The organism is Acinetobacter sp. TYF_19 (genome assembly GCF_043105125.1).
In the GTDB taxonomy this organism is placed as follows: domain Bacteria; phylum Pseudomonadota; class Gammaproteobacteria; order Pseudomonadales; family Moraxellaceae; genus Acinetobacter; species Acinetobacter johnsonii.
In genome coordinates, this window is sequence record NZ_JBICLH010000061.1 from 28,183 (window position 1) to 48,921 (window position 20,739).

The 20,739-nt window shown below is 40.9% G+C and carries 19 protein-coding genes and 2 tRNA genes; 9 read left to right on the forward strand and 12 right to left on the reverse strand.

What is annotated here, in order from left to right; all coding sequences use genetic code 11:
- Positions 1 to 21 precede the first annotated feature (21 nt).
- Positions 22 to 756, forward strand: coding sequence for a sulfite exporter TauE/SafE family protein (locus tag ACF8FD_RS07860; protein WP_234303855.1), 735 nt, complete (start codon positions 22 to 24; stop codon positions 754 to 756).
- A 164-nt stretch (positions 757 to 920) separates the two neighbouring features.
- Positions 921 to 1,256: a hypothetical protein gene (locus tag ACF8FD_RS07865; protein ID WP_234303856.1), complete on the forward strand. Its 336-nt coding sequence runs from the start codon at positions 921 to 923 to the stop codon at positions 1,254 to 1,256.
- A gap of 69 nt (positions 1,257 to 1,325) precedes the next feature.
- Here the strand turns inward: ACF8FD_RS07865 and ACF8FD_RS07870 are convergent, their stop codons facing one another.
- Positions 1,326 to 1,922 (reverse strand): 1-acyl-sn-glycerol-3-phosphate acyltransferase, encoded by a 597-nt coding sequence (locus ACF8FD_RS07870; RefSeq protein WP_234303857.1) that lies wholly within the window; start codon positions 1,920 to 1,922, stop codon positions 1,326 to 1,328.
- Between the two features lie 277 nt (positions 1,923 to 2,199).
- Here ACF8FD_RS07870 and ACF8FD_RS07875 point away from each other — a divergent pair, with 277 nt between their 5' ends.
- Positions 2,200 to 2,676: a copper resistance protein NlpE gene (locus tag ACF8FD_RS07875; RefSeq protein ID WP_234303858.1), complete on the forward strand. Its 477-nt coding sequence runs from the start codon at positions 2,200 to 2,202 to the stop codon at positions 2,674 to 2,676.
- A 110-nt stretch (positions 2,677 to 2,786) separates the two neighbouring features.
- Here ACF8FD_RS07875 and ACF8FD_RS07880 read toward each other — a convergent pair whose 3' ends face one another.
- The 6 genes from ACF8FD_RS07880 to ACF8FD_RS07905 all read right to left on the reverse strand — a co-directional run bounded on the left by ACF8FD_RS07880 (position 2,787) and on the right by ACF8FD_RS07905 (position 10,406).
- Complete coding sequence (locus ACF8FD_RS07880) at positions 2,787 to 4,337, reverse strand: arylsulfatase (RefSeq protein ID WP_279678786.1); 1,551 nt, start codon at positions 4,335 to 4,337, stop codon at positions 2,787 to 2,789.
- A gap of 150 nt (positions 4,338 to 4,487) precedes the next feature.
- Positions 4,488 to 5,744, reverse strand: coding sequence for an anaerobic sulfatase maturase (locus ACF8FD_RS07885; protein WP_279678785.1), 1,257 nt, complete (start codon positions 5,742 to 5,744; stop codon positions 4,488 to 4,490).
- Between the two features lie 778 nt (positions 5,745 to 6,522).
- Positions 6,523 to 8,157: a chaperonin GroEL gene (gene groL, locus ACF8FD_RS07890; RefSeq protein ID WP_004694331.1), complete on the reverse strand. Its 1,635-nt coding sequence runs from the start codon at positions 8,155 to 8,157 to the stop codon at positions 6,523 to 6,525.
- Between the two features lie 67 nt (positions 8,158 to 8,224).
- Positions 8,225 to 8,515 carry a co-chaperone GroES gene (groES, locus tag ACF8FD_RS07895; RefSeq protein WP_010326285.1) on the reverse strand — a complete coding sequence of 97 codons (291 nt, stop codon included), beginning with the start codon at positions 8,513 to 8,515 and terminating at the stop codon, positions 8,225 to 8,227.
- A 194-nt stretch (positions 8,516 to 8,709) separates the two neighbouring features.
- On the reverse strand, positions 8,710 to 9,486 hold the full coding sequence (locus ACF8FD_RS07900; protein ID WP_234303861.1) for a metallophosphoesterase: 777 nt from the start codon (positions 9,484 to 9,486) through the stop codon (positions 8,710 to 8,712).
- On the reverse strand, positions 9,483 to 10,406 hold the full coding sequence (locus ACF8FD_RS07905) for a diacylglycerol kinase family protein (protein WP_234303862.1): 924 nt from the start codon (positions 10,404 to 10,406) through the stop codon (positions 9,483 to 9,485). The genes ACF8FD_RS07900 and ACF8FD_RS07905 overlap by 4 nt, the downstream gene beginning before the upstream one ends.
- Positions 10,407 to 10,820: 414 nt before the next feature.
- Here ACF8FD_RS07905 and ACF8FD_RS07910 point away from each other — a divergent pair, with 414 nt between their 5' ends.
- A complete protein-coding gene (locus tag ACF8FD_RS07910) occupies positions 10,821 to 12,653 on the forward strand; it encodes a phosphoenolpyruvate carboxykinase (GTP) (RefSeq protein ID WP_062034095.1) in 1,833 nt (610 codons plus the stop codon).
- Between the two features lie 216 nt (positions 12,654 to 12,869).
- Positions 12,870 to 13,010, forward strand: a complete 141-nt coding sequence (locus ACF8FD_RS07915; RefSeq protein ID WP_392453317.1) for a hypothetical protein — start codon at positions 12,870 to 12,872, stop codon at positions 13,008 to 13,010.
- Between the two features lie 118 nt (positions 13,011 to 13,128).
- On the opposite strand, the gene glpD is transcribed toward ACF8FD_RS07915, so the two are convergent.
- The gene (gene glpD, locus ACF8FD_RS07920) at positions 13,129 to 14,646 is read right to left on the reverse strand and encodes a glycerol-3-phosphate dehydrogenase (RefSeq protein WP_392453318.1); all 1,518 of its coding nucleotides are present in this window, start codon (positions 14,644 to 14,646) and stop codon (positions 13,129 to 13,131) included.
- Positions 14,647 to 15,184: 538 nt separating this feature from the next.
- Between glpD and ACF8FD_RS07925 the strand changes: the two genes are divergently transcribed.
- Both ACF8FD_RS07925 and ACF8FD_RS07930 read left to right on the forward strand, forming a co-directional pair.
- Positions 15,185 to 16,504, forward strand: coding sequence for an MFS transporter (locus tag ACF8FD_RS07925; protein ID WP_062034098.1), 1,320 nt, complete (start codon positions 15,185 to 15,187; stop codon positions 16,502 to 16,504).
- Between the two features lie 173 nt (positions 16,505 to 16,677).
- Complete coding sequence (locus ACF8FD_RS07930) at positions 16,678 to 17,106, forward strand: hypothetical protein (protein ID WP_010326280.1); 429 nt, start codon at positions 16,678 to 16,680, stop codon at positions 17,104 to 17,106.
- Positions 17,107 to 17,130: 24 nt separating this feature from the next.
- On the opposite strand, the gene ACF8FD_RS07935 is transcribed toward ACF8FD_RS07930, so the two are convergent.
- Both ACF8FD_RS07935 and folD read right to left on the reverse strand, forming a co-directional pair.
- Positions 17,131 to 17,817, reverse strand: a complete 687-nt coding sequence (locus ACF8FD_RS07935; RefSeq protein ID WP_279678783.1) for a methyltransferase — start codon at positions 17,815 to 17,817, stop codon at positions 17,131 to 17,133.
- Positions 17,818 to 18,089: 272 nt separating this feature from the next.
- A complete protein-coding gene (folD, locus tag ACF8FD_RS07940) occupies positions 18,090 to 18,938 on the reverse strand; it encodes a bifunctional methylenetetrahydrofolate dehydrogenase/methenyltetrahydrofolate cyclohydrolase FolD (RefSeq protein WP_348925053.1) in 849 nt (282 codons plus the stop codon).
- 152 nt (positions 18,939 to 19,090) lie between these two features.
- Here folD and ACF8FD_RS07945 point away from each other — a divergent pair.
- Both ACF8FD_RS07945 and ACF8FD_RS07950 read left to right on the forward strand, forming a co-directional pair.
- Positions 19,091 to 19,164: transfer RNA gene (locus tag ACF8FD_RS07945), tRNA-Cys, on the forward strand.
- A 10-nt stretch (positions 19,165 to 19,174) separates the two neighbouring features.
- Positions 19,175 to 19,260: transfer RNA gene (locus ACF8FD_RS07950), tRNA-Leu, on the forward strand.
- Between the two features lie 137 nt (positions 19,261 to 19,397).
- Here the strand turns inward: ACF8FD_RS07950 and ACF8FD_RS07955 are convergent.
- Positions 19,398 to 20,303, reverse strand: coding sequence for a YafY family protein (locus tag ACF8FD_RS07955; RefSeq protein ID WP_218288021.1), 906 nt, complete (start codon positions 20,301 to 20,303; stop codon positions 19,398 to 19,400).
- 146 nt (positions 20,304 to 20,449) lie between these two features.
- Positions 20,450 to 20,680 (reverse strand): hypothetical protein, encoded by a 231-nt coding sequence (locus ACF8FD_RS07960; RefSeq protein WP_238953681.1) that lies wholly within the window; start codon positions 20,678 to 20,680, stop codon positions 20,450 to 20,452.
- Between the last annotated feature and the right edge of the window lie 59 nt (positions 20,681 to 20,739).

Here is a 20,739-nt window from a genome sequence, read left to right on the forward strand (position 1 = left end):
AAAATTTTAAATATATCGCATATGACTTGGTTGATCTTTATCTTAGGTGCAATGGTGGCGGGTTTTGTACAGGGACTCACAGGCTTTGCATTTGCCTTAATCGCCATGTCATTTTGGATCTGGATCTTGGCACCTCAGCTCGCAGCGCCTCTGGTGGTGTTCGCCTCAGTCTGGAGTCACCTGATTTCCTTAAAGTCAGAATCTGCCTTTCAACTTGATAAAAGCCTCGTTGCACCTTATATCCTTGCAGGTCTGATTGGCGTTCCATTGGGAACCTATCTATTAGACATCATTCAAGCACAGACCTTTAAACTGATACTAGGAATTTTTTTGATTCTTTGGTGTCCATTGATGCTACTTAATCCCCAGATTCGCTTCATTCAAAACTCTGGAAAATACGCCGATAGCAGTATTGGTTTTCTTGGGGGTGTATTGGGTGGGTTGGGAGGCTTTTGTGGCTCACTGCCTTCAGCTTGGGTCATGTTAAAAAACCTTCCTAAAGAGCAACAGCGCTCAATTTTAAGGCATTTTAATTTCGCCATTCAGCTATTCACCTTACTCACCTATCTGCTCCGCGGAAATTTAAACTTGCAACATTTGCCCTATATGGGCATCTTACTTTTGAGTGTGAGTCTACCGGCCATGCTCGGCGCGCAATTGTTTTATAAAATTTCTGAGCGGCAGTTCAAACATACGGTACTGGGTTTATTGTTTAGTTCAGGCTGTTTTCTATGTATCAGCTATCGCTTTCTGTAGTGCTATAAAACCTGACTCTGCACTTTGGCAATGGCTTGGGTCAGCAATTGTGTATTTTGTGTCAATATAGGCTCATCTTTAAACAACTTAGCTCTACTGGGCTTTCTCCAACTCCAAAAATCTTTATACAATTGGCGCACCTTCCAACCCATCGCTCACCATATATGAAACTGCCTCTTGCACTACTGAGTTTTTGCTTTATCAGTGCTTGCTCCATAAGCTCATCCAAAGAAATAAAACAAGCTGAAAAACTTCTCCAATCTTTTAACTGTCAAAATATAGAGCACGATCAGGCAGACCACAGCAGTATGACCAGTTATCATGAACAAGTGCTTGCCAGCAGCAAACAAAAAGCCCAATCCTATGTAGAAAGCTATCAACATGGCGATCAAATTTTTGACCTGCCACTGCCCGAAGTGATTGAAACACAGCTACAAAGTTATACGGCCGCATGCCAGTCACTAGGTGGGGTTTTACCCAATCCCCAGCAAAGTCCTTAAAATACGATTAGCAATAAAAAAGACAGCTCGAAAACTGTCTTTTTTATTTCATATGACTTAAATTTGAAGTTAAGACACAGTTGAGTCGTTGTGATAACGAGTATCGACACTGAAATCTTGAGGAAATTTAGCAGAAATTTGCGCATAAAATGCCATAATTTCAGCCATATCTTTTTCATAGTCACCCGTAGGATAAATAATTTTACCCACTCCAGTTTTTTTCTTCGCATAGTCCATATAGGCTAACGCAATTGGAACACCTGCACTGACTGCAACATGATAAAAACCTGTTTTCCATTGTTCCTGCCTGGCACGTGTCCCTTCAGGGGTGACCAACATGACCAACTTAGGGTGTTCTTTAAAAAGATCACTCATGAGTTGCACCATACTTGGACGTAGTTCACCTTCATGCTTCGGACGACGGTCAATACCTATCCCGCCCATTGCACGAACAAATGGCCCAAATGGTAGTTTCATATAGCTGTCTTTAATAGTGATACGGACATGCACACCTAAGGCCTTTAATGCCAAACGAGCGTACAGCGCATCCCAATTGCTGGTATGTGGCGCTGCAATCATCACACATTGATCGATATTCAAATCCCAATGATTATCAATCTGCCACCCCATTAAGGCTAAACTTTGTTCTGCAAGCTTTTCGAACACAAAAAATACCACATTACTGAAAATCCGCGCCGATTCTAGCAATGCTGCTGATCAAATACACGGCGAGACGCTCAATAAAACAACAATTAATCTATAAACGTATATTTTATTTAATTCCAAATATTTCAAGAAAAAACAGGGTCTTTGAGATTAAAGGTAAAAATACGTGAATAGTATTCTTTATTGAAGATACAGAAGCACTCACAGATCTTCACAGATTCATTTCTTGCACTACTGTAAGGTAAAACTAAACAATGAATAATATCGGGTGCTGTATATGCAAAAGACTGTTTTAGCACTATGCCTATCTTTCACCATGTTAACTGCATGCTCAAAGCCAAATGAGAACGATCCTCCACCAGATCACAATGTCACCGCATCTCTGGACGACAGTGCTAGCGCAACCGTGATGGATACACCAGACACAGCAAATGCCTTTGATTGGGTAGGCACATATCAAGGGGTTCTACCCTGTCATGATTGTTCCGGGATCGACACTGAACTTGAACTGACCTTAGATCATCATTTTGTGCTGAAACAAAAATTTTTAGGCAAATCGAATAATAATTATGTGAATGAAGTGAAAGGCTCATTTCAATTTGTGAATGGCTCTGATCAACTGATACAGCTCGACTCATCTGGTGATAGCCGTATTTATTATATTGGTGCGCAATTCATTGAAATGCGTGGCGATAAAGGCCAAGTACTGGATCAACCTGAGTCCAACTTTAAACTCACCAAATCCTTAGAATAGACACTCGCAACATTCTGAATGATTTAAATTGCTTCTTTATATATCACAGCATAAATTTCACCAAAACATCAAAAAGGTGGCTGAATTACTTCGGCCACCTTTATCAGAGTTTACTGCTTTTGGGTCTGCAAATTTTTAATTAACTCACTAAAATCAAGTGTTGCAGCTTTTTGTACAGGTGGATAATCCATCAAAGATTTAATGTGTGAACCCAGTAATGCCTGTAAGGGTTCAGAAATCCATTGCTTGGTTTGAATAATGTCTGAACGATCCCTGATACTATCAAAAGTCTCAAATGGGTCTTGGCGAAGGTTGTACATCACTGGAAATTTTTGCTTTTGATATGGGTCGTAATAATTTTTACTGGTTTCAAAATGAACTTTCCATTGATTAATACGAACTGCACGTAAAATCAATGCATGATAGTACAGAAAATTATCTCGCATACTCTCTTTTGATTTGCCGGTCCAATAGTCGATATTGTTTACACCATCAATAATTTGCTTACGATTGGTTTTCATCTCCTCGACCACATTTTTATTCCCTGCGACATTCGCCAAAGTTGTAAACAAATCCATATGCGACTGAATGCCGTGTTTCACTTGTCCCGCAGGAATATGTCCCGGCCATCGCACCATCATTGGAACACGGACTCCCCCTTCATAGGTCGTCATTTTTTCACCACGGAACGGTGTGGTTCCACCATGATTTTTTGCACTGTGCTCAGGGCCGTTATCGGTGGTATAAACAATGATGGTGTTATCCAACACCCCCATCTTCTTCATATCATCCAAGAGTTGACCGACTTGCATATCGTGTTCAACCATACCACTGCCGTATAAATCATCTTCAGAGGTGGCTTTGGCAGCTAAGTAAAGGTGCTCAGGGCGTAAATGGGTAAACATATGCATACGACTTGGATTCAGCCACACAAAAAACGGCTTGTCCGATTTTTTACTGCGCTTCATGAAGTCTACACTGGCAGCAATGAACTCATCATCCACCGTTTCCATACGTTTACGGGTTAAAGGGCCTGAGTCTTTACACTTTTGTTTACCCATCACACCAAAACGAGGATCGATAGTTCCATCATTATCGTTGGACGAATAACAGTGTAATACACCACGCGTTCCATACTGATTCACAAATTCAGGATCTTTTGGATAATCATACTGTTCAGGAAATTCTTCAGTATTTAAATGATATAAATTACCAAAAAATTCATCAAAACCATGTACTGTCGGTAAGCTATCATTTCGATCACCCAAATGATTTTTACCAAACTGACCGCTCATATAACCTAACGGTTTGAGTACTTCTGCCAAAGTCGGTGTTGCAGCTTTAATCCCTAAAGGTGAACCTGGGCGCCCAACTGTGGTCATACCTGAACGAATCGGATACTGACCTGTAATAAATGCTGCACGTCCAGCGGTTGAACTTGGCTGTGCATAGTGATCGGTAAACATCACGCCTTCTTTGGCAATACGATCAATATTCGGCGTGTCATAGCCCATAACACCATGACTATAAGCACTGACGTTCTGCCAGCCTACATCATCGGACATAATAACCAAAATATTGGGTGGTTTCGCCATGAGTGCTGTTGAAAGTAATGCTCCACTTACCAAGGCTAAAGAGCGAGAAATTAAGTTTTTTTGCATGGTATTTTCCTTAAACACATTCGTATACAACGAATTTTCATCCTTGTTTCAAACCCTATTAGCACTAAAAAAAAAATATCAGTTCCTTACACATTTAATTTTTATAAAAATGCTTTTCTAAATACCAATGACAACAGTTTCCTAATGCGGTCATATCCGCTTAGCAATTTCATTTTTAGATAAAAGTGCAGTATGAAAAAAACGTTTTAAACCTGAGCAAAGATAATGCAAACCGGCCTCTCCATCTGGGGTTTTGAGGAACCGATCTTTTGGACAATCGCCCCAGCAATATTGAAGATATGGACATTTTTGGCAGTATTCTGGCAGCGACTTCGATTTGGCATATGCAAATTTCTTTTGTCGCTCAGAAAAAACTAAATCGCCTTGGTGAATCTCGTGAATGTTGCCCAATTTATATTCGGGATAAACAAAATGATCACAAGAGAAGAGGTCGCCATTGTGTTCGACCGCCAATGATTTCCCACAAATTTGACCCGTCACACATTTCTGCGCCCCATAGCCAAACATCATGGAAACCATGTTTTCAAACTGGTCGATAAAGACCTGCCCAAAGTCTTTCTGCAACCATTCTTTCCACACAGTTGAAAGGAATATGCCCCAATCATCGGCAGCAATCGACCAGTCTGTCACCACAGAGTCTGAGCTGCCCGGCTGCGCTGCTGAACTGCCCAATTTAGGTAAATCTTGAGGATTCCAATGGCCTGGTGCTGTCTGCTGAAACTGAGCACTTTCCATTCCTGGAATCAGTTGAACCATACACGGTTGCACCTGATCGCGGATAAAACGATAAACCTCTAACGGTCGTTTCGCATTATCACGATTCACCACACATAAGGCATTAAAGGGGACTTGATACTGGCGCAATAACGCAGCAGCCTGCATGACTTTGGCATGCGTCGGTTTTCCACCTTTGTTATAGCGATGGATATCATGTAACTCGGCAGGCCCATCTATAGATAAACCCACCAAAAAATCATGCTTTTTTAAAAATGCGCACCAATCCTCATCTAGTAACGTGCCATTGGTTTGTAAATCATTTTCAATACGCTGATGAGGTTTGGCATATTTTTTTTGCAGTTCAACCACCTGCTGGAAAAACTCTAACCCCATAAGCGTCGGCTCACCACCCTGCCAACTGAAAACCACTTCATTGCCCGTTTGCGCTTCGATATATTGCTTAATATGTAACTCAAGCATCGACTCAGACATACGCGGAACTTTGGGTTGCTGTAACATGTCTTGTTTATGCAAATAGAAGCAATAACTACAATCTAAGTTGCACTGTGCCCCAGTGGGTTTGATCATCACGTGATAGCGATAGGTTTGTCCCTGCACTTGCAGGCTTCTTAAAGGCGGAGATTCAGCTTGTATAGGTATCATTCGCATTTTTAGAGTCCTCATTTTTTTCAGCGTTCAGGCACAAATTCACAACTGTACAAAACCATGTACACAAGTTATTTTGCGAAAAGAGATCTGGTAGTTTCATTCCATTCACTGCATGAAGTCAGCTAAAGACCCAAGCCATTTTTTCTTTTGAATGGATTAACCAGAGTGACCGTTGCCGTTAAACATGCAACAGGAAGGCTGCTATATGATGACCTTGCAAATCTTTTGATAATTTCAATGTTTTATAATTCATTCTCTTCTTATCCCTAAGCTTAATTTTCATCAGCAAAACCACTGTGTAAGAGTAAAAATCAACAGCCAATTCCAATTTTGGCATACTGAAAAATACTGACCCATCTCACACAGTTGCATTGCTTGGTAGAGCACGTTATCAAACTTTGAAAATAGAAAAACCACTCAAAAGAATGGTAATTGCATTTTTTATGGTCGTTATATACTTGAACTACGTCATCGTTCGAATCTAAACACCATTCAGTTAAACCTAAACCAGACGTATTTTATAAAAAGTGAAGCTTCACTTTTAGAATTTCAACATAGACTACTTTAATAAATAGCGAAGCTGAGTAATGAATTTTTAAATGCTCCATTCATACCTAATGCACTGACTCGTCTCCGTCTTATCTTTTGTTTTTTGACACAGTCAGAAACATCAAAAAGTACAATAAAAAAGGCCGCTCATTGAGCGACCTTTTTCTTTTTCAAATATATGTGAGTAACTATGAATAAATTACAAACACTTATTTAATTAGGGGTAGAATTACATCATTCCGCCCATACCACCCATGCCGCCCATATCAGGCATCGCTGGCTTGTCTTCTGGAACATCAGTAATCATACATTCAGTTGTCAACATTAAACCTGCTACAGATGCAGCGTGTTCAAGTGCGGAACGCGTTACTTTCGCAGGGTCAAGAATACCCATTTCTAGCATATCGCCATACTCAGAAGTCGCAGCGTTATAACCGAAGTTACCTTCGCCATTTTTCACAGCGTTGATGACAACTGAAGGCTCATCACCCGCATTGGCAACGATTTGACGAAGTGGTGCTTCAATCGCACGACGTAAAATGTTAATACCTACATTTTGATCGTCATTCGCACCATTTACGCCATCAAGCGCAGCTGCAGCACGTACCAGTGCAACACCACCACCAGCAACCACACCTTCTTCAACCGCAGCACGTGTTGCATGAAGCGCATCGTCTACACGGTCTTTCTTCTCTTTCATTTCAACTTCAGTCGCTGCACCAATTTTGATTACAGCTACACCGCCTGCCAATTTAGCAACACGTTCTTGAAGTTTTTCTTTGTCGTATTCTGAAGATGATTCTTCAATTTGCGCGCGGATTTGAGTCACACGTTCAGCAATTTGAGCTGCATCACCAGCACCGTCAACAATCACAGTGTTTTCTTTAGATACCGTAATTTTGTGCGCTGTACCTAAATCTTGAAGAGAAGCTTGCTCTAAAGTCATGCCAACTTCTTCAGAAATCACAGTCGCGCCCGTCAAGATCGCGATGTCTTGTAACATTGCTTTACGACGGTCACCAAAACCAGGTGCTTTAACCGCACATACTTTGATAATTCCGCGCATGTTGTTAACAACAAGTGTAGCTAAGGCCTCACCTTCAACATCTTCAGCGATGATTAAAAGTGGTTTACCTGTTTTAGCTACAGCTTCAAGTACAGTAATTAATTCACGGATGTTGCTGATTTTTTTGTCAACAAGCAAGATGAACGGATTTTCAAGTTCAGCCGTTAATGTGTCTTGTTTGTTTGCAAAGTATGGGCTGATATAACCACGGTCAAACTGCATACCTTCAACAACGTCCAAAGCATCTTCAAAGCCTGAACCTTCTTCAACGGTAATCACGCCTTCTTTACCTACGCGTTCCATTGCTTGTGCAATGAGTTTACCTACTGTTTCGTCAGAGTTTGCAGAGATTGAACCCACTTGTTCAATCGCTTTAGTATCAGAAGCCGGTTTTGCTGTTGCTTTAATTTCAGCAACCAATGCTTTAACAGCCAGGTCAATACCGCGTTTCAAGTCCATTGGGTTCATGCCCGCTGTTACAGACTTGATGCCTTCATTTAAAATTGCTTGAGCTAGTACAGTTGCAGTTGTTGTACCGTCACCCGCGATGTCATTGGTTTTAGAAGATACTTCACGAACCAATTGAGCGCCCATGTTCTCAAATTTGTCTTTTAGAGAAATTTCTTTCGCAACCGTTACACCATCTTTAGTGATGTGCGGCGCACCGAAAGAACGGTCGATCACAACATTACGGCCTTTAGGACCTAAAGTTACTTTTACAGCATCTGCAAGCACGTTTACGCCTGCAATCATTTTAGAACGAGCTGAATCACCAAATTTTACGTCTTTAGCTGACATACTAAACTCCAAATATTCTTAAATTTTAATCAATTGTATTGCTTAAACAGCAAATGAACGTTCTGAATTAACCTTCAAGAACCGCTAAAATATCAGACTCTTTCATCACAAGAAGTTCTTCGCCTTCGACTTTAACTTTAGTGCCTGCATATGCACCAAACAGTACATTGTCGCCCACTTTTACGTCTAAAGCACGAACGCCATTGTCTGTAATTTTGCCATTACCTACTGCAATGATTTCACCTTGAGCTGGCTGTTCAGCAGCAGAAGTACTCAAAATTAAACCACCTGCAGTTTTAGTTTCTTTCTCTACGCGGCGAATCACAACGTTGTCATGTAAAGGACGAATTTTGCTCATTTCTTGCTCCATAGACATTTTCAAAATGCCGTTGTTTACGATGTGAAGATGACTTCTTATTCCTAGGTCATCAACAAAATTTTGATATGACACTTTTGTGGGGATGGAATAAAACGCTTCAAGGGCAAACACAAAATATTTTTATATTTTTGCGCTCTTTTTAAGCAAACCCCATCAAAGTTTAAACACTCGATTCAATCTGAGGTATTTTGCTGCATCAACTCGAAGCGATTGGTTGCAGCGTTAAAGCTCAAATGTTGTACATCGGCATTCGGTAAAATAATATTCAAGCTATTGGGCAAGCCCGCATGTAAACGATAAGACGTTGCCGTTCCTGCATGAATATCCAGCACTGGATGCGATACCCCAAGTTGATAAATCTGATTCAAATCATAAACGGCAGCGTGGTGTAAATGCCCATGTAACAGTCCATTTAAACCATGTTGGATCCATTGCTCCAACGCAATACGACCAAGCATTGGACAGTCTTTCACACCATGACTATGGTCTGGTGGAGTATAAAAAGGCTGATGCGCGGCGATCAGTTTAATTTTGTATGCAGGTGCTTGCTGCAACTTCTGGTCAATCTCTTGAATTTGGCTCAGTGAAATATGCCCTCGCGTATGGTAGCGCCGACGAATACTATTCACTCCAATGACATAAAAATGTTCAGTTTCTAAGGTGTTTTCCATCCCCCCAAAAAACAGTTGATAACGTGCAAAAGGGCTGAAAAAACGATTCCACACATGGTACAGCGGAATATCATGATTCCCCGGCACCACCAAATACGGCAGCTTTAAACTGTCTAAAAACTGCCGACAAGCATAAAATTGAATAAACCGCGCACGTTGGGTCAAGTCCCCACTGACCACCACTGCTTCAAAAGAATGCTCCTCACATAACTGACGAATGGCCTGCAAACAGGCTTCACGTTCGGTCCCAAAGTGTAAATCTGACAAATGTAAAATCATGCGGGAACCATGATATTCAGCGCATGCTTACGTACTGTAATTTTCAGCGGTGGTGTCATCGTGACAATTTCTCCATCTACCGCAACCGTGAGCTTATTACGCTTTGAATGAACAATCACTTCATCTGCTGCAAAGCTATAGACATCGGAAGCCTGATCCAAATTGCCTTTAATCATCTGCCATAAGGTCTTGAACAAAGTCCGCTTATCACTTTTTGCTACTACCACGCCCGCCACTTTGCCTGCTTCCGCCGCCTCGGCAATACGTAGTTTCATTTCAGCCAGTTGAAGTTGATTATTGCCAAAGAAAATCAATGGCGTTTTCACTGGATAGCGCTGTCCATCGACTTCCATTTCAAGTTTTAACTCTTTACGGTCGCGGATGAGAACATCCAATGCCGAGGTATACGCATGCAATGGAAAACGTCCAAAATGCTTATTAAACTGTTCTCTTTTTTGAATAAATAAAGGATAAAGCCCTAAACTGGCATTGTTCAGATATATATGTTGATTGAACTGTGCCACATGTACAGAACGTGGCTGCCCTTCACTAATGGCTTTGGCCGCTTCTAATAAATCCAACGGAATATTCAACACTCGCGCAACATAGTTAAAGGTACCTAGAGGCAAAATCCCCATGGGAATATCCGTTCCCATCAATTTAGATGCAACTGCATTTAAAGTACCATCCCCACCTGCAGCAACCACGACCCCTACATTTTCCGCTTGACGATGGCGTAGTAAAATCTCTTGCATCATCTGATCAAAGTTCATGCACTCACTTAACTCAAATGACTGTATTTCAAAACCCGCGGTACTCAGATCTGCTACCAACTGTTCATATACTTCATCTTTATTTGCGGCATGAAAACCTGATTTTTTATTATAAATAAGTGATAAAGGTTTGAGTTGCTCTGACATTTTGCACCTAAACTTGAAGTAATTGCTCTATTTTTATCCAAATATTCAACACTTAACAGTTTTGTTATGTAAAATTCAAATGACTACCATTTATTTAATCAATAATAAATCTCAATCACAAAATAAATGCAAATACATGATTTTAATACTAATATCTTAAATGAATAATCCTCATAAATATAATAAATACACAAAATAAAAGCAAAAAATCAAACCAAACTATTGTTTTTTAATAGTTAAAATGAAGCAACCCCATCGAACTGTTCATAATTTAGATACGCCTTTGGTCTTATTTTTTTTATCAAATTATGCTTTAATACAGCCACTTTTTTTCATCTTTTCATCTCTGCAGTAAATTTTATTGCTGAGATTGTACTTTGTACAAACGTGTACATATTTGAGATAGGCCTCACCATGACCCAAGTGAACGCACCAGAATTCGTTCGTCACCCTAAGCTTATTGCGTGGGTGGAAGAAATTGCAAAATTAACAAAACCAGCGAAAATTGAATGGTGTGACGGCAGCGAAGAAGAATATCAACGTTATATCAACTTGATGATCGCTAACGGCACAATGCAAGCGCTTAACCAAGAAACGCATCCTGGTTCTTATCTTGCTAATTCTGATCCTTCTGACGTTGCTCGTGTTGAAGGTCGTACTTACATCTGCTCTGAAAAACAAGAAGATGCTGGTGCAACAAACAACTGGGAAGAGCCTGCTGAAATGCGTGCCCGCCTAAATGGTTTGTTTGACGGTTCAATGGCAGGTCGTACTTTATATGTAGTACCGTTCTCTATGGGCCCATTGGGTTCTCATATTGCGCACATTGGTATCGAATTAACTGACTCTCCATATGTAGCAGTTAGCATGTCTAAAATGGCTCGCATGGGTAAAGCTGTTTATGACGTTCTTGGTACAGACGGTGAATTTATTCCTTGCGTACATACTGTTGGTGCGCCGCTTGCTGATGGCGAAAAAGATGTTGCATGGCCTTGCAACCCTGAAAAATACATCGTGCATTACCCAGAAACACGTGAAATCTGGTCTTACGGTTCTGGTTACGGCGGTAACGCATTGTTAGGTAAAAAATGCTTAGCTTTACGTATTGCGTCTTCTATGGGTCGTCAACAAGGTTGGTTAGCAGAACACATGCTGATCCTTGGTGTGACTAATCCACAAGGTGAAAAACACTACATCGCAGCGGCATTCCCTTCTGCTTGTGGTAAAACAAACTTCGCGATGTTGATTCCACCAGCAGGCTACGAAGGTTGGAAAATTGAAACTGTAGGTGACGATATTGCTTGGATCAAACCAGGTGAAGACGGTCGCTTATACGCAATCAACCCAGAAGCAGGTTTCTTCGGTGTAGCGCCAGGTACAAATACCAAGACCAACCCGAACTGTATGGCTACACTTCACAAAGACGTGATTTATACAAACGTTGCGGTAACTGACAACGGTGAAGTATGGTGGGAAGGTCTTTCTAAAGAAGCACCTGCTAACCTGACTAACTGGAAAGGTCAGCCTCACACTGGCGCAGAAAAAGCGGCTCATCCAAATGCGCGCTTCACTGTTTCAGCAGGTCAATGTCCTTCTATTGATGCTGACTGGGAAAATCCAGCGGGTGTTCCAATCTCAGCGTTTATCTTTGGTGGTCGCCGTGCGGACACAGTGCCTCTAATTTCAGAAGCATTTGACTGGGTAGATGGTGTTTACAAAGCTGCAACTATGGGCTCTGAAACAACTGCTGCTGCTGTTGGTCAACAAGGTATTGTTCGTCGTGACCCATTCGCAATGCTTCCATTTGCGGGTTACAACATGGCGGATTACTTCTCTCACTGGTTAGAGCTTGGTGAAGAAGTAGCAGCAAAAGCTAAAGCTGCGGGCAACAAACTTCCGGGCATCTACAACGTGAACTGGTTCCGTCGTGATGCTGAAGGCAACTTCGTATGGCCTGGTTTCGGTCAAAACATGCGTGTTCTTGAGTGGATCATTGACCGTTGTGAAGGCCGTGCTGATGCAGTTGAAACACCAATTGGTTTAGTTCCAACGTATGAACAGTTGAACTGGACAGGTTCTGACTTCACTAAAGCCCAGTTTGACCTTGTGACTTCTCAAGACAAAGATCAATGGATCAAAGAGCTTGAAAGCCACACTGAACTATTCGACAAACTTGGTGAACGCCTACCAGCTGCACTTAAAGCTCGTCAAAACGAACTTTTAGATGCTGTTAAGCAATCTGCTTAATCTTTAAATTAAGCAAAAAAAGACCGCGTAAGCGGTCTTTTTTTTTAATCTCTTTATAATTTTAAAACTTTATAACTCAACAAAAATTTATCACGCTAGACATGGCTTACACAGAAGTAACCACAACTTCATATTTGCGCAATCAAAGGCACACCGGATTCAACTCAATTTTGAAATCAAAAGCTCAGCAAAGTCGCTAAGGGCACTTATGGCAGCGTGGTTGAACTCTATCCGCGTTTTGCTGAACGTGCACAATCAAGTCGATGTTACGTCGTCAATAATTACAATGCCAGCCAACGTTTTGGCTTTTGGCCTTGGCGTATTGTTCGCCCAGTCGTTTGGGGGGAACGGCTGTAAAATGGAAGACACCTGTAGACTGTAAACAGCTCGGCGGTATCAAAGTTTAAATCTAAAAAAGCCGCAATAGCGGCTTTTTTAATAGAACGAAATCAACTGTAACCTGACACAATCAATACTATGCAGCATCCTCTTGCAGACGACGCAGGTGTAAATCCTGCAAGTAGAGGTCTAAAGCTTGAGTTTCTAGTACATCAAATTTTAAATACAGCTTAGTCCGGCGTTTTAAAATATCTTCACTGCTGATGGCCCACTCACGTTTCACCACATAATCCACTTCTTGCTGATACAAACCATGGCCAAAAGACTGCCCTAAAGTTTGTACATCTTTGTTCTCACCGAGCATATGCCACACTCGACTACCATAACTGTTTGCCCAACGATGCGCTGTTTGAGACTCTAGCCCTTTGATTTCATGCATCAACTCTGCACATAAAACCTCAACTGAACTAAAACCTTCCGCACCTGGGAGTTTTGCCTCAGCCGTCCATTCCGCCTTCATGTGTGGGAAATAACGTTTTAGCTGTAGCAAAGCCGCTTCCGCCAACTTTCGATAAGTCGTTAACTTTCCACCATAAACAGATAATAATGGTGCTTCATCCGCAACAGGTTTAGATATCGCCAGTACATAATCACGTGTCACTTTAGAGGCTTGTGTACTTGCATCATCATACAATGCCCTTACACCTGCAAAGCTTGAGATTACATCTTCTTGCTGTAATTGAAGCTTGAAATGGTCATTAATCACATCAATCAAATAAGCCGTTTCCTGCTCGGTGATATGGACATGATTTGCATCCCCCTCAAACTCTACGTCCGTGGTACCAATCAGGCTGTATTCATCTAAATAAGGAGTCACAAACACAATGCGTTGATCGTCATTTTGCAAAATAAATGCATGCTGCTCAGGGTATATACGCTTCACAATGATATGACTGCCCTGAACCAATCGAATACCCGCCTTTGGTGTCTGGAACAGTTGTTGTTGAATAAAATCTGTGACCCATGCACCCGTTGCATTGACTAAGCTTCGAGCTTTAATTTGATAGTGTTGTTTTTGATGCTCTAAGGTTAGACACCACACACCCTCCTGCTGAACCGCAGAAACGCATCGCGTTTGTGTTCGAATTTGAGCCCCCAGCTCATGTGCTTGGATTGCATTAACCACCACCAAACGCGCATCATCTACAGTACAGTCCGAATATTCAAAACCACGCTTAATGGTGTCTTTTAACGGGCTATCGAGATTAAAATGAACAAGCTCCGAGCCCTCTAATGTTTCTCGTTTTGCCAAATAGTCATAGATAAACAAGCCTGAACGAATCAACCACGCAGGACGCAAATAAGGTAAATGCGGCATAATAAAACGCATAGGATGGATCAAATGTGGGGCTTTTTTTAACAGTACTTCACGCTCTAATAGCGCTTCACGCACCAAACGAAATTCTTTTTGTTCGAGATAACGCAATCCACCATGAATGAGCTTGCTACTGGCTGAAGACGTATGACTGGCTAAATCATCTTTTTCGCAGACGAAAACACTTAAACCGCGCCCTACAGCGTCATTTGCAATGCCCACCCCATTGATGCCCGCGCCCACAACGGCAATATCATAAATGGCATCTGTGTCTTGCATATCCACCTCTCTCGTTGAGTTATTGTGTTATTTTTGTTCTTCACGCTAAACTTAACATCAAAATCCAACCTTGTCATATTCCAAAGCCAGTCAAATCAGAGAAAATTCGTTAATCTAAATAAATTAATAACCGTATCTATTTTTACAATTTAATTTTTAATTTTGACTATTCAGTGAAAAATCGACTAATTTCCAAGCTAAAAAACACTTTCTTTTCTAAAAATCAACATTCACCATAAAATAAAAAAGCACTATAACCTCTTGTATTTTAATTGACTATTCACACATTAAAAAATCACAAGAGTTTGTTTTAGATAAGTAAAATGATAATTTCCCATTAAAATAAAGATATTCATTAGAAAAACTTAACAGCATATAAATCATACCAACATTTAGACTAAAGTCGAATGAAGTCCAAGGATAAGGGGCGTATAACGAAACAGAATTTTTTGTTTAATCTTAAAATATATTGTTTTAACTTTTTCTACTTAAAAAAGTTAAAAGATGTATTTTCCGAACTTCTCTTTGGGAAATTTTTGTGACTGATCTATCTCCCCAAGCTGCTCCAGTAAGCATCGATAAAAAGACCCGCTTAAAATCGATTCTCGGTGGTTCAGCTGGCAACTTAGTTGAATGGTATGACTGGTATGTCTATGCCGCATTTACCTTATATTTCGCGCCACAGTTTTTCCCTGAAGGGGATGACACGGTAAAACTTTTACAAGCTGCTGCCGTCTTTGCACTAGGCTTCCTGATGCGTCCTATTGGCGCGTGGATCATGGGCATTTATGCAGACCGTAAAGGACGTAAATCAGGTCTTACCCTGTCTGTATCTTTAATGTGTGTGGGATCTTTGATTATTGCTTGTGCACCCACCTATGCCAGTGTGGGTATGCTCGCACCTGCCTTATTGCTTTTTGCCCGTTTATTGCAAGGTTTAAGTGTCGGTGGAGAATACGGTTCAAGCGCAACCTATTTAACGGAAATGGCTGGTAAAAACCATCGTGGTTTCTTCTCTAGTTTTCAGTATGTGACCCTCATTTCTGGTCAGCTCTTGGCGCTGTGTGTGTTGATCATTTTACAACGCACCATGAGCGAAGCACAGTTATCTGAATGGGGCTGGCGTATTCCCTTCTTCATTGGTGCTGTACTTGCCATTGTGGTGTTCTGGATTCGTCGTGGTTTGGTTGAAACCCAATCTTCAAAAGATGCACAGGAACAAGCTAAAAATGGCGGCCCAAAATCAAGTGCACTTGCTTTATTTACTAAATATCCAAAGCAAGCGTTCACTGTGATTATGCTGACTGCGGGTGGAACACTGGCATTTAACACCTTTACTACGTATTTACAAAAATACTTGGTTAACACCTCAGGTTTTGAGAAAACTACAGCAACAGAAATCACCACAGCAGCAATCTTTGTCTTCATGCTATTACAGCCTGTTGTGGGTGCACTGTCTGATAAAATTGGTCGTAAACCAATTATGATCACTTTTGGTGTATTGGGCGTACTCTTCACAATTCCAATTTTCAACGGTCTAGGTTCAACCAGCAGCCCAACAACCGCATTTATGCTATGTATGAGCGGTATGGTAATTGTAACGGGTTATACCGCAATTAATGCCGTAGTCAAAGCAGAGCTCTTTCCAGCACATATTCGTGCACTAGGGGTTGCCCTGCCTTATGCGATTGCCAATACTATCTTTGGTGGTACAGCAGAACTTGTGGCGTTGAGCTTTAAAAATGCAGGACATGAAAACTACTTCTTTTACTACATCACCTTCATGATTGGTTTATCCCTACTGACTTACATCTTTATGAAAGACACCAAAAAGCACAGCATGATTACCGATCATTGATGCTTAAAGTAAGCATGTAAGTTAAGAAGCTAAACATAAAAAATGCCTTCTCGAATGAAGGCATTTTTTTATGTTTGATCAATTTTTTTACCGAAACTTGATTGATTGAAATATCGTGAATTACACCTGTGTATGGCATACTAAGAACAAGAATAATGTTAGGAACTTTTTATATGAAAAATACGTATAAACTTTTAGGCTTAAGCTGTATCGTTTTAGCAGTATCTGCATGTCAAAGCACGCCTCGCCAATACAATGGCAATATTGGCTATCAAATTGAACATCAATCAGCGTCGAGCGCTACCCTTGCTTATACGCTTGCTGCTCGTAAAAATCAGCAACTCGATGAAAACAAATTACAACGTGCTTGCCAAAAGGTTTTAGGCTCACAAAAGAATTATAAATTGGCGATTTTAAGTATTAATGAAATTCCTAATACTGCAGCAGATGTTCCCGAATATGGCCGCCAAATTGGTCAAAGCCGTGCCACTTTTGGATTAAGCAATACACCCGACTTACACCAAGGTGAAAACTTTGCAACACGCGAGTCACTTGAAGCACGACCAAGCACACTACATGTTGTACGCTATACGTGCTCTTAAGACCTTCTGATATATAAAAAGGGCTTAGTGCCCTTTTTGAACATTCAACGTTCGATAAAAACTCACATTGCGAAACTCTAGTGACTCATCTAGATCTGGCCAAGTTGTGGCACTACGCTCATCAAGCTTTATGTATTGCGGATGACTAAAATTTTTAACACGGCTATCTGCCACCCAAACCTCAGGTGCAAACTTTAAAAACTCATCTAAAAAGAAACGATTGCATTGGTCATATAAAACATCGGCAGCCAATAGAACATCAACTAGTCCCGATTGATATAAATCATCCAAATACTCTAGCTCTACGTTATTGAGTTCCGCATTGGCACGGCAAGCATCTAAACTAACTGCATCAATATCGCAACAAATCACACGTTTTGCACCCGCCATTTTGGCTGCAATCGCCACTACACCTGAACCTGCGCCAAAATCCAACACCACCTTATCTTTGACATGATGAGGCTCTGCCAGTAACCACTGCGCCATGGCTAGGCCTGAAGCCCAACAAAAGATCCAATATGGCGTTTCATTCCAAATACGGCGAATGATTTCATCATCCAGTTTATCGGTTGGAAATACAGGAGGAATGAGCCACAAGGAAATAGATGTTTCAGGAAGCTGCTGCGCAAGCAATTCACACTGTGGAATCACTTCATGCAGGGCTTGAAGTAAATGATCTGGGGCTTTAGGGAATTGGAAAGTACAGCTCATGGACATTTTATATTTGTAGAATTTTTTAATAAACGCACGACGGAGTCTTACACATTAAGACGCATGATATGCATAACCTTCGGTTCGACCTACTTTTGTTTCGACAAAAGTAGGCAAAACCATTGCCATTTGCTGAACTCGACTGAAATCATCATTTATTTAATGCTTCGCAGAAACATTTTTATCAAATTTAGTCCGGCCTCGAACAACAGCAAATGACGATGTCACGACTCCCAAACCATCATAAAACTGATTTTAGAGTCTTATAAAAATTAACCTAAAGCTTTCTCAGCCGCTTCAACTGTTTGACGAATTAGTGTCGTAATCGTCATTGGGCCAACACCACCTGGAACAGGTGTGTACGCAGAAGCCACTTCTTCAATACCGACCAATTGAATGTCGCCTACACCACCACCATCACGTGGATGGAAACCAGCATCAACAACCACTGCACCTTGTTTGATCCAATCTTTTTGAATCAATTCTGCCTTACCAACCGCACCCACGATAATATCGGCTTGTTTCACAAAGTCAGCTAAGTTCTGAGTACGTGAGTGGCAGATCGTTACGGTCGCATTGGCTTGAAGTAACATCGCAGCCATTGGCTTACCCAAAATTGCAGAACGTCCTACAACAACAGCATGCTTTCCAGCAATTTCGATATTGTTTTCTTGCAAAATAGTCATAATACCTGCAGGTGTCGCAGAACCATATGCTGCTTCACCCATGGCCATACGACCAAAACCAAGACACGTTACGCCATCCACATCTTTTGCAAGAGAAATTGCATCAAAACATGCACGCTCATCAATTTGTTCAGGCACTGGATGTTGAAGCAAAATACCGTGAACATCAGGATTTGCATTCAGTTTTTCAATTTCTGCCAACAATTGTTCAGTGGTGGTCTCTTTTGGAAGTTCAACTTTAAGTGAGTCCATACCAACACGACGGCAGGCATTTCCTTTCATACGTACATAAGTTGCAGATGCACCATCGTCACCCACCAAAATAGTCGCAAGAATTGGGGTACGACCTGATTTTGCTTTGAGCGCTTCAACGCGAGTTAACAAGTCAGCTTCAATTTTTTTTGCCAATGCACGACCATCTAAAACTAATGTCACGGCACATCTCCAAGTGTTGATATGAATCAATTTTGCACATAATACATGATAATTTTAAATATTTTTCGCTATATGCTGTTTTTATGCGCATACGAATGAAAGCACTATTGTTTTTTTTTCAGAGCTTGCTAATATACGCATCAACAAGACGCGGCGGGGTGGCAGAGTGGTCATGCAGCGGACTGCAACTCCGTGGACGCCGGTTCGATTCCGACCTCCGCCTCCATCTTGTTAAAGCCCGAGTGGTGAAATCGGTAGACACAGGGGATTTAAAATCCCCCGCCCACAAAGCGTGCCAGTTCGAGTCTGGCCTCGGGCACCATTCTTATACTTCTAAGTATGGTGCATATAAAGAACCCAGCGTTAAGCTGGTTTTTTTATGCCTACAGAAAAAGCATAATGCAATGCACAAAAAAGAGAGCACATTGACTCTCTTAAAAATAATATCTCATTCGTTTATCACGATAAGGGTGGTAATAAATAATGTTGCAGATCTTGTTCTAATTTTTCTTGAAAATGAGCTGGCTCAATAATTTTAATGTATGGAATCCAATAACGCACCAAAGGTAAAAGTTGCATTTCATGGCAAATTTGACAATCAATTAATAAACCACCCGATACATCTTCTAGTACGATTTGTTGCTCTGGCAATAACAAACGTTGCTTAAAATATAAGGCAACTTCAGGCCGAACCGATATTTTCACCGTTTGCTTATGCTTTGCAAACCAAATCCCCTCACTGAGCTCTAATTGGGTCAAAACTTCTAAATGGTGTTCGAAAAGCTCCGACTCATGTACAACCACTTGATCTATTTTACTTAAACGATAAGCACGTAATTCATCAGCTACAGCTGCAGCCAAATACCAACTTCCCTGATGATGAATTAAACGATACGGGTCAACATGGCGCAAACGATCATTATAAATAAAACTGATTTTTTGACGCTTATGAATCGCGCCCGCAAAAACCTGAAAATGTTCAGCAAATTGCTGTGCATTTTCATAATAATAACCTTTGGCAGAGAACACTTGATTCGCTCGCTCATCAAGCAGGCCACGTAGAAAAGACATATCTAGAGATGGATAGAGCTCACTGATCCCAGAAAGCTGCGCAAAGTTCTGAATGTCTTGTAGCTTAAAGCGCCCAAGATAAACAGGATCTAAAAAGTACTTCTTGGTATATTCATCTTGAAGTAAAGGCAAATACGTATTGAGACGATCAAAATCTCGCTCTATTGTTCGCGTACTCACCTGAAATTCATGTGCTAGTTCTGCAACCCCCAATTGATACCCAGTATTTAATTTAGTCAAAATATTTGCTAAACGCTCCGCAAGGCGTTCATGTGTTGAAGCTTTACGCTTCATATTGCCCTCGCTGCACAATCAATGTTGTGTCTTTATTTATAGTTAAATGCCTAAGCATTATATTCAATATAAATCACTGAATAATATTAAGTAAAAGACAAACGGTCAGCTTTCAAGCTATGTCATGTTTTTGTCAACAAAAGTGATCAATGTTTGTTAGATTTCTTCTTCTTTACAGCGGTTTGCTGATGCGCTAATCGCTCTATATAGCGCTCAAAATGAATTAAGGCTTTATACAACTTGTGTAACTCATCAGGTAAAACACTATTATAGATAACCGCCTTATGCAAGCGCTTGAGCGCACGGAAACCATGTGCATGTGTATATGATGTCGATAAAATTTTCATGACAACCCTCTTTTCTGTTTTATTTTTCATTTAAAACCACGTAAATTTGTTAGGTTTAAATTTAGTTGCAAATTTACACCACGGTTTTG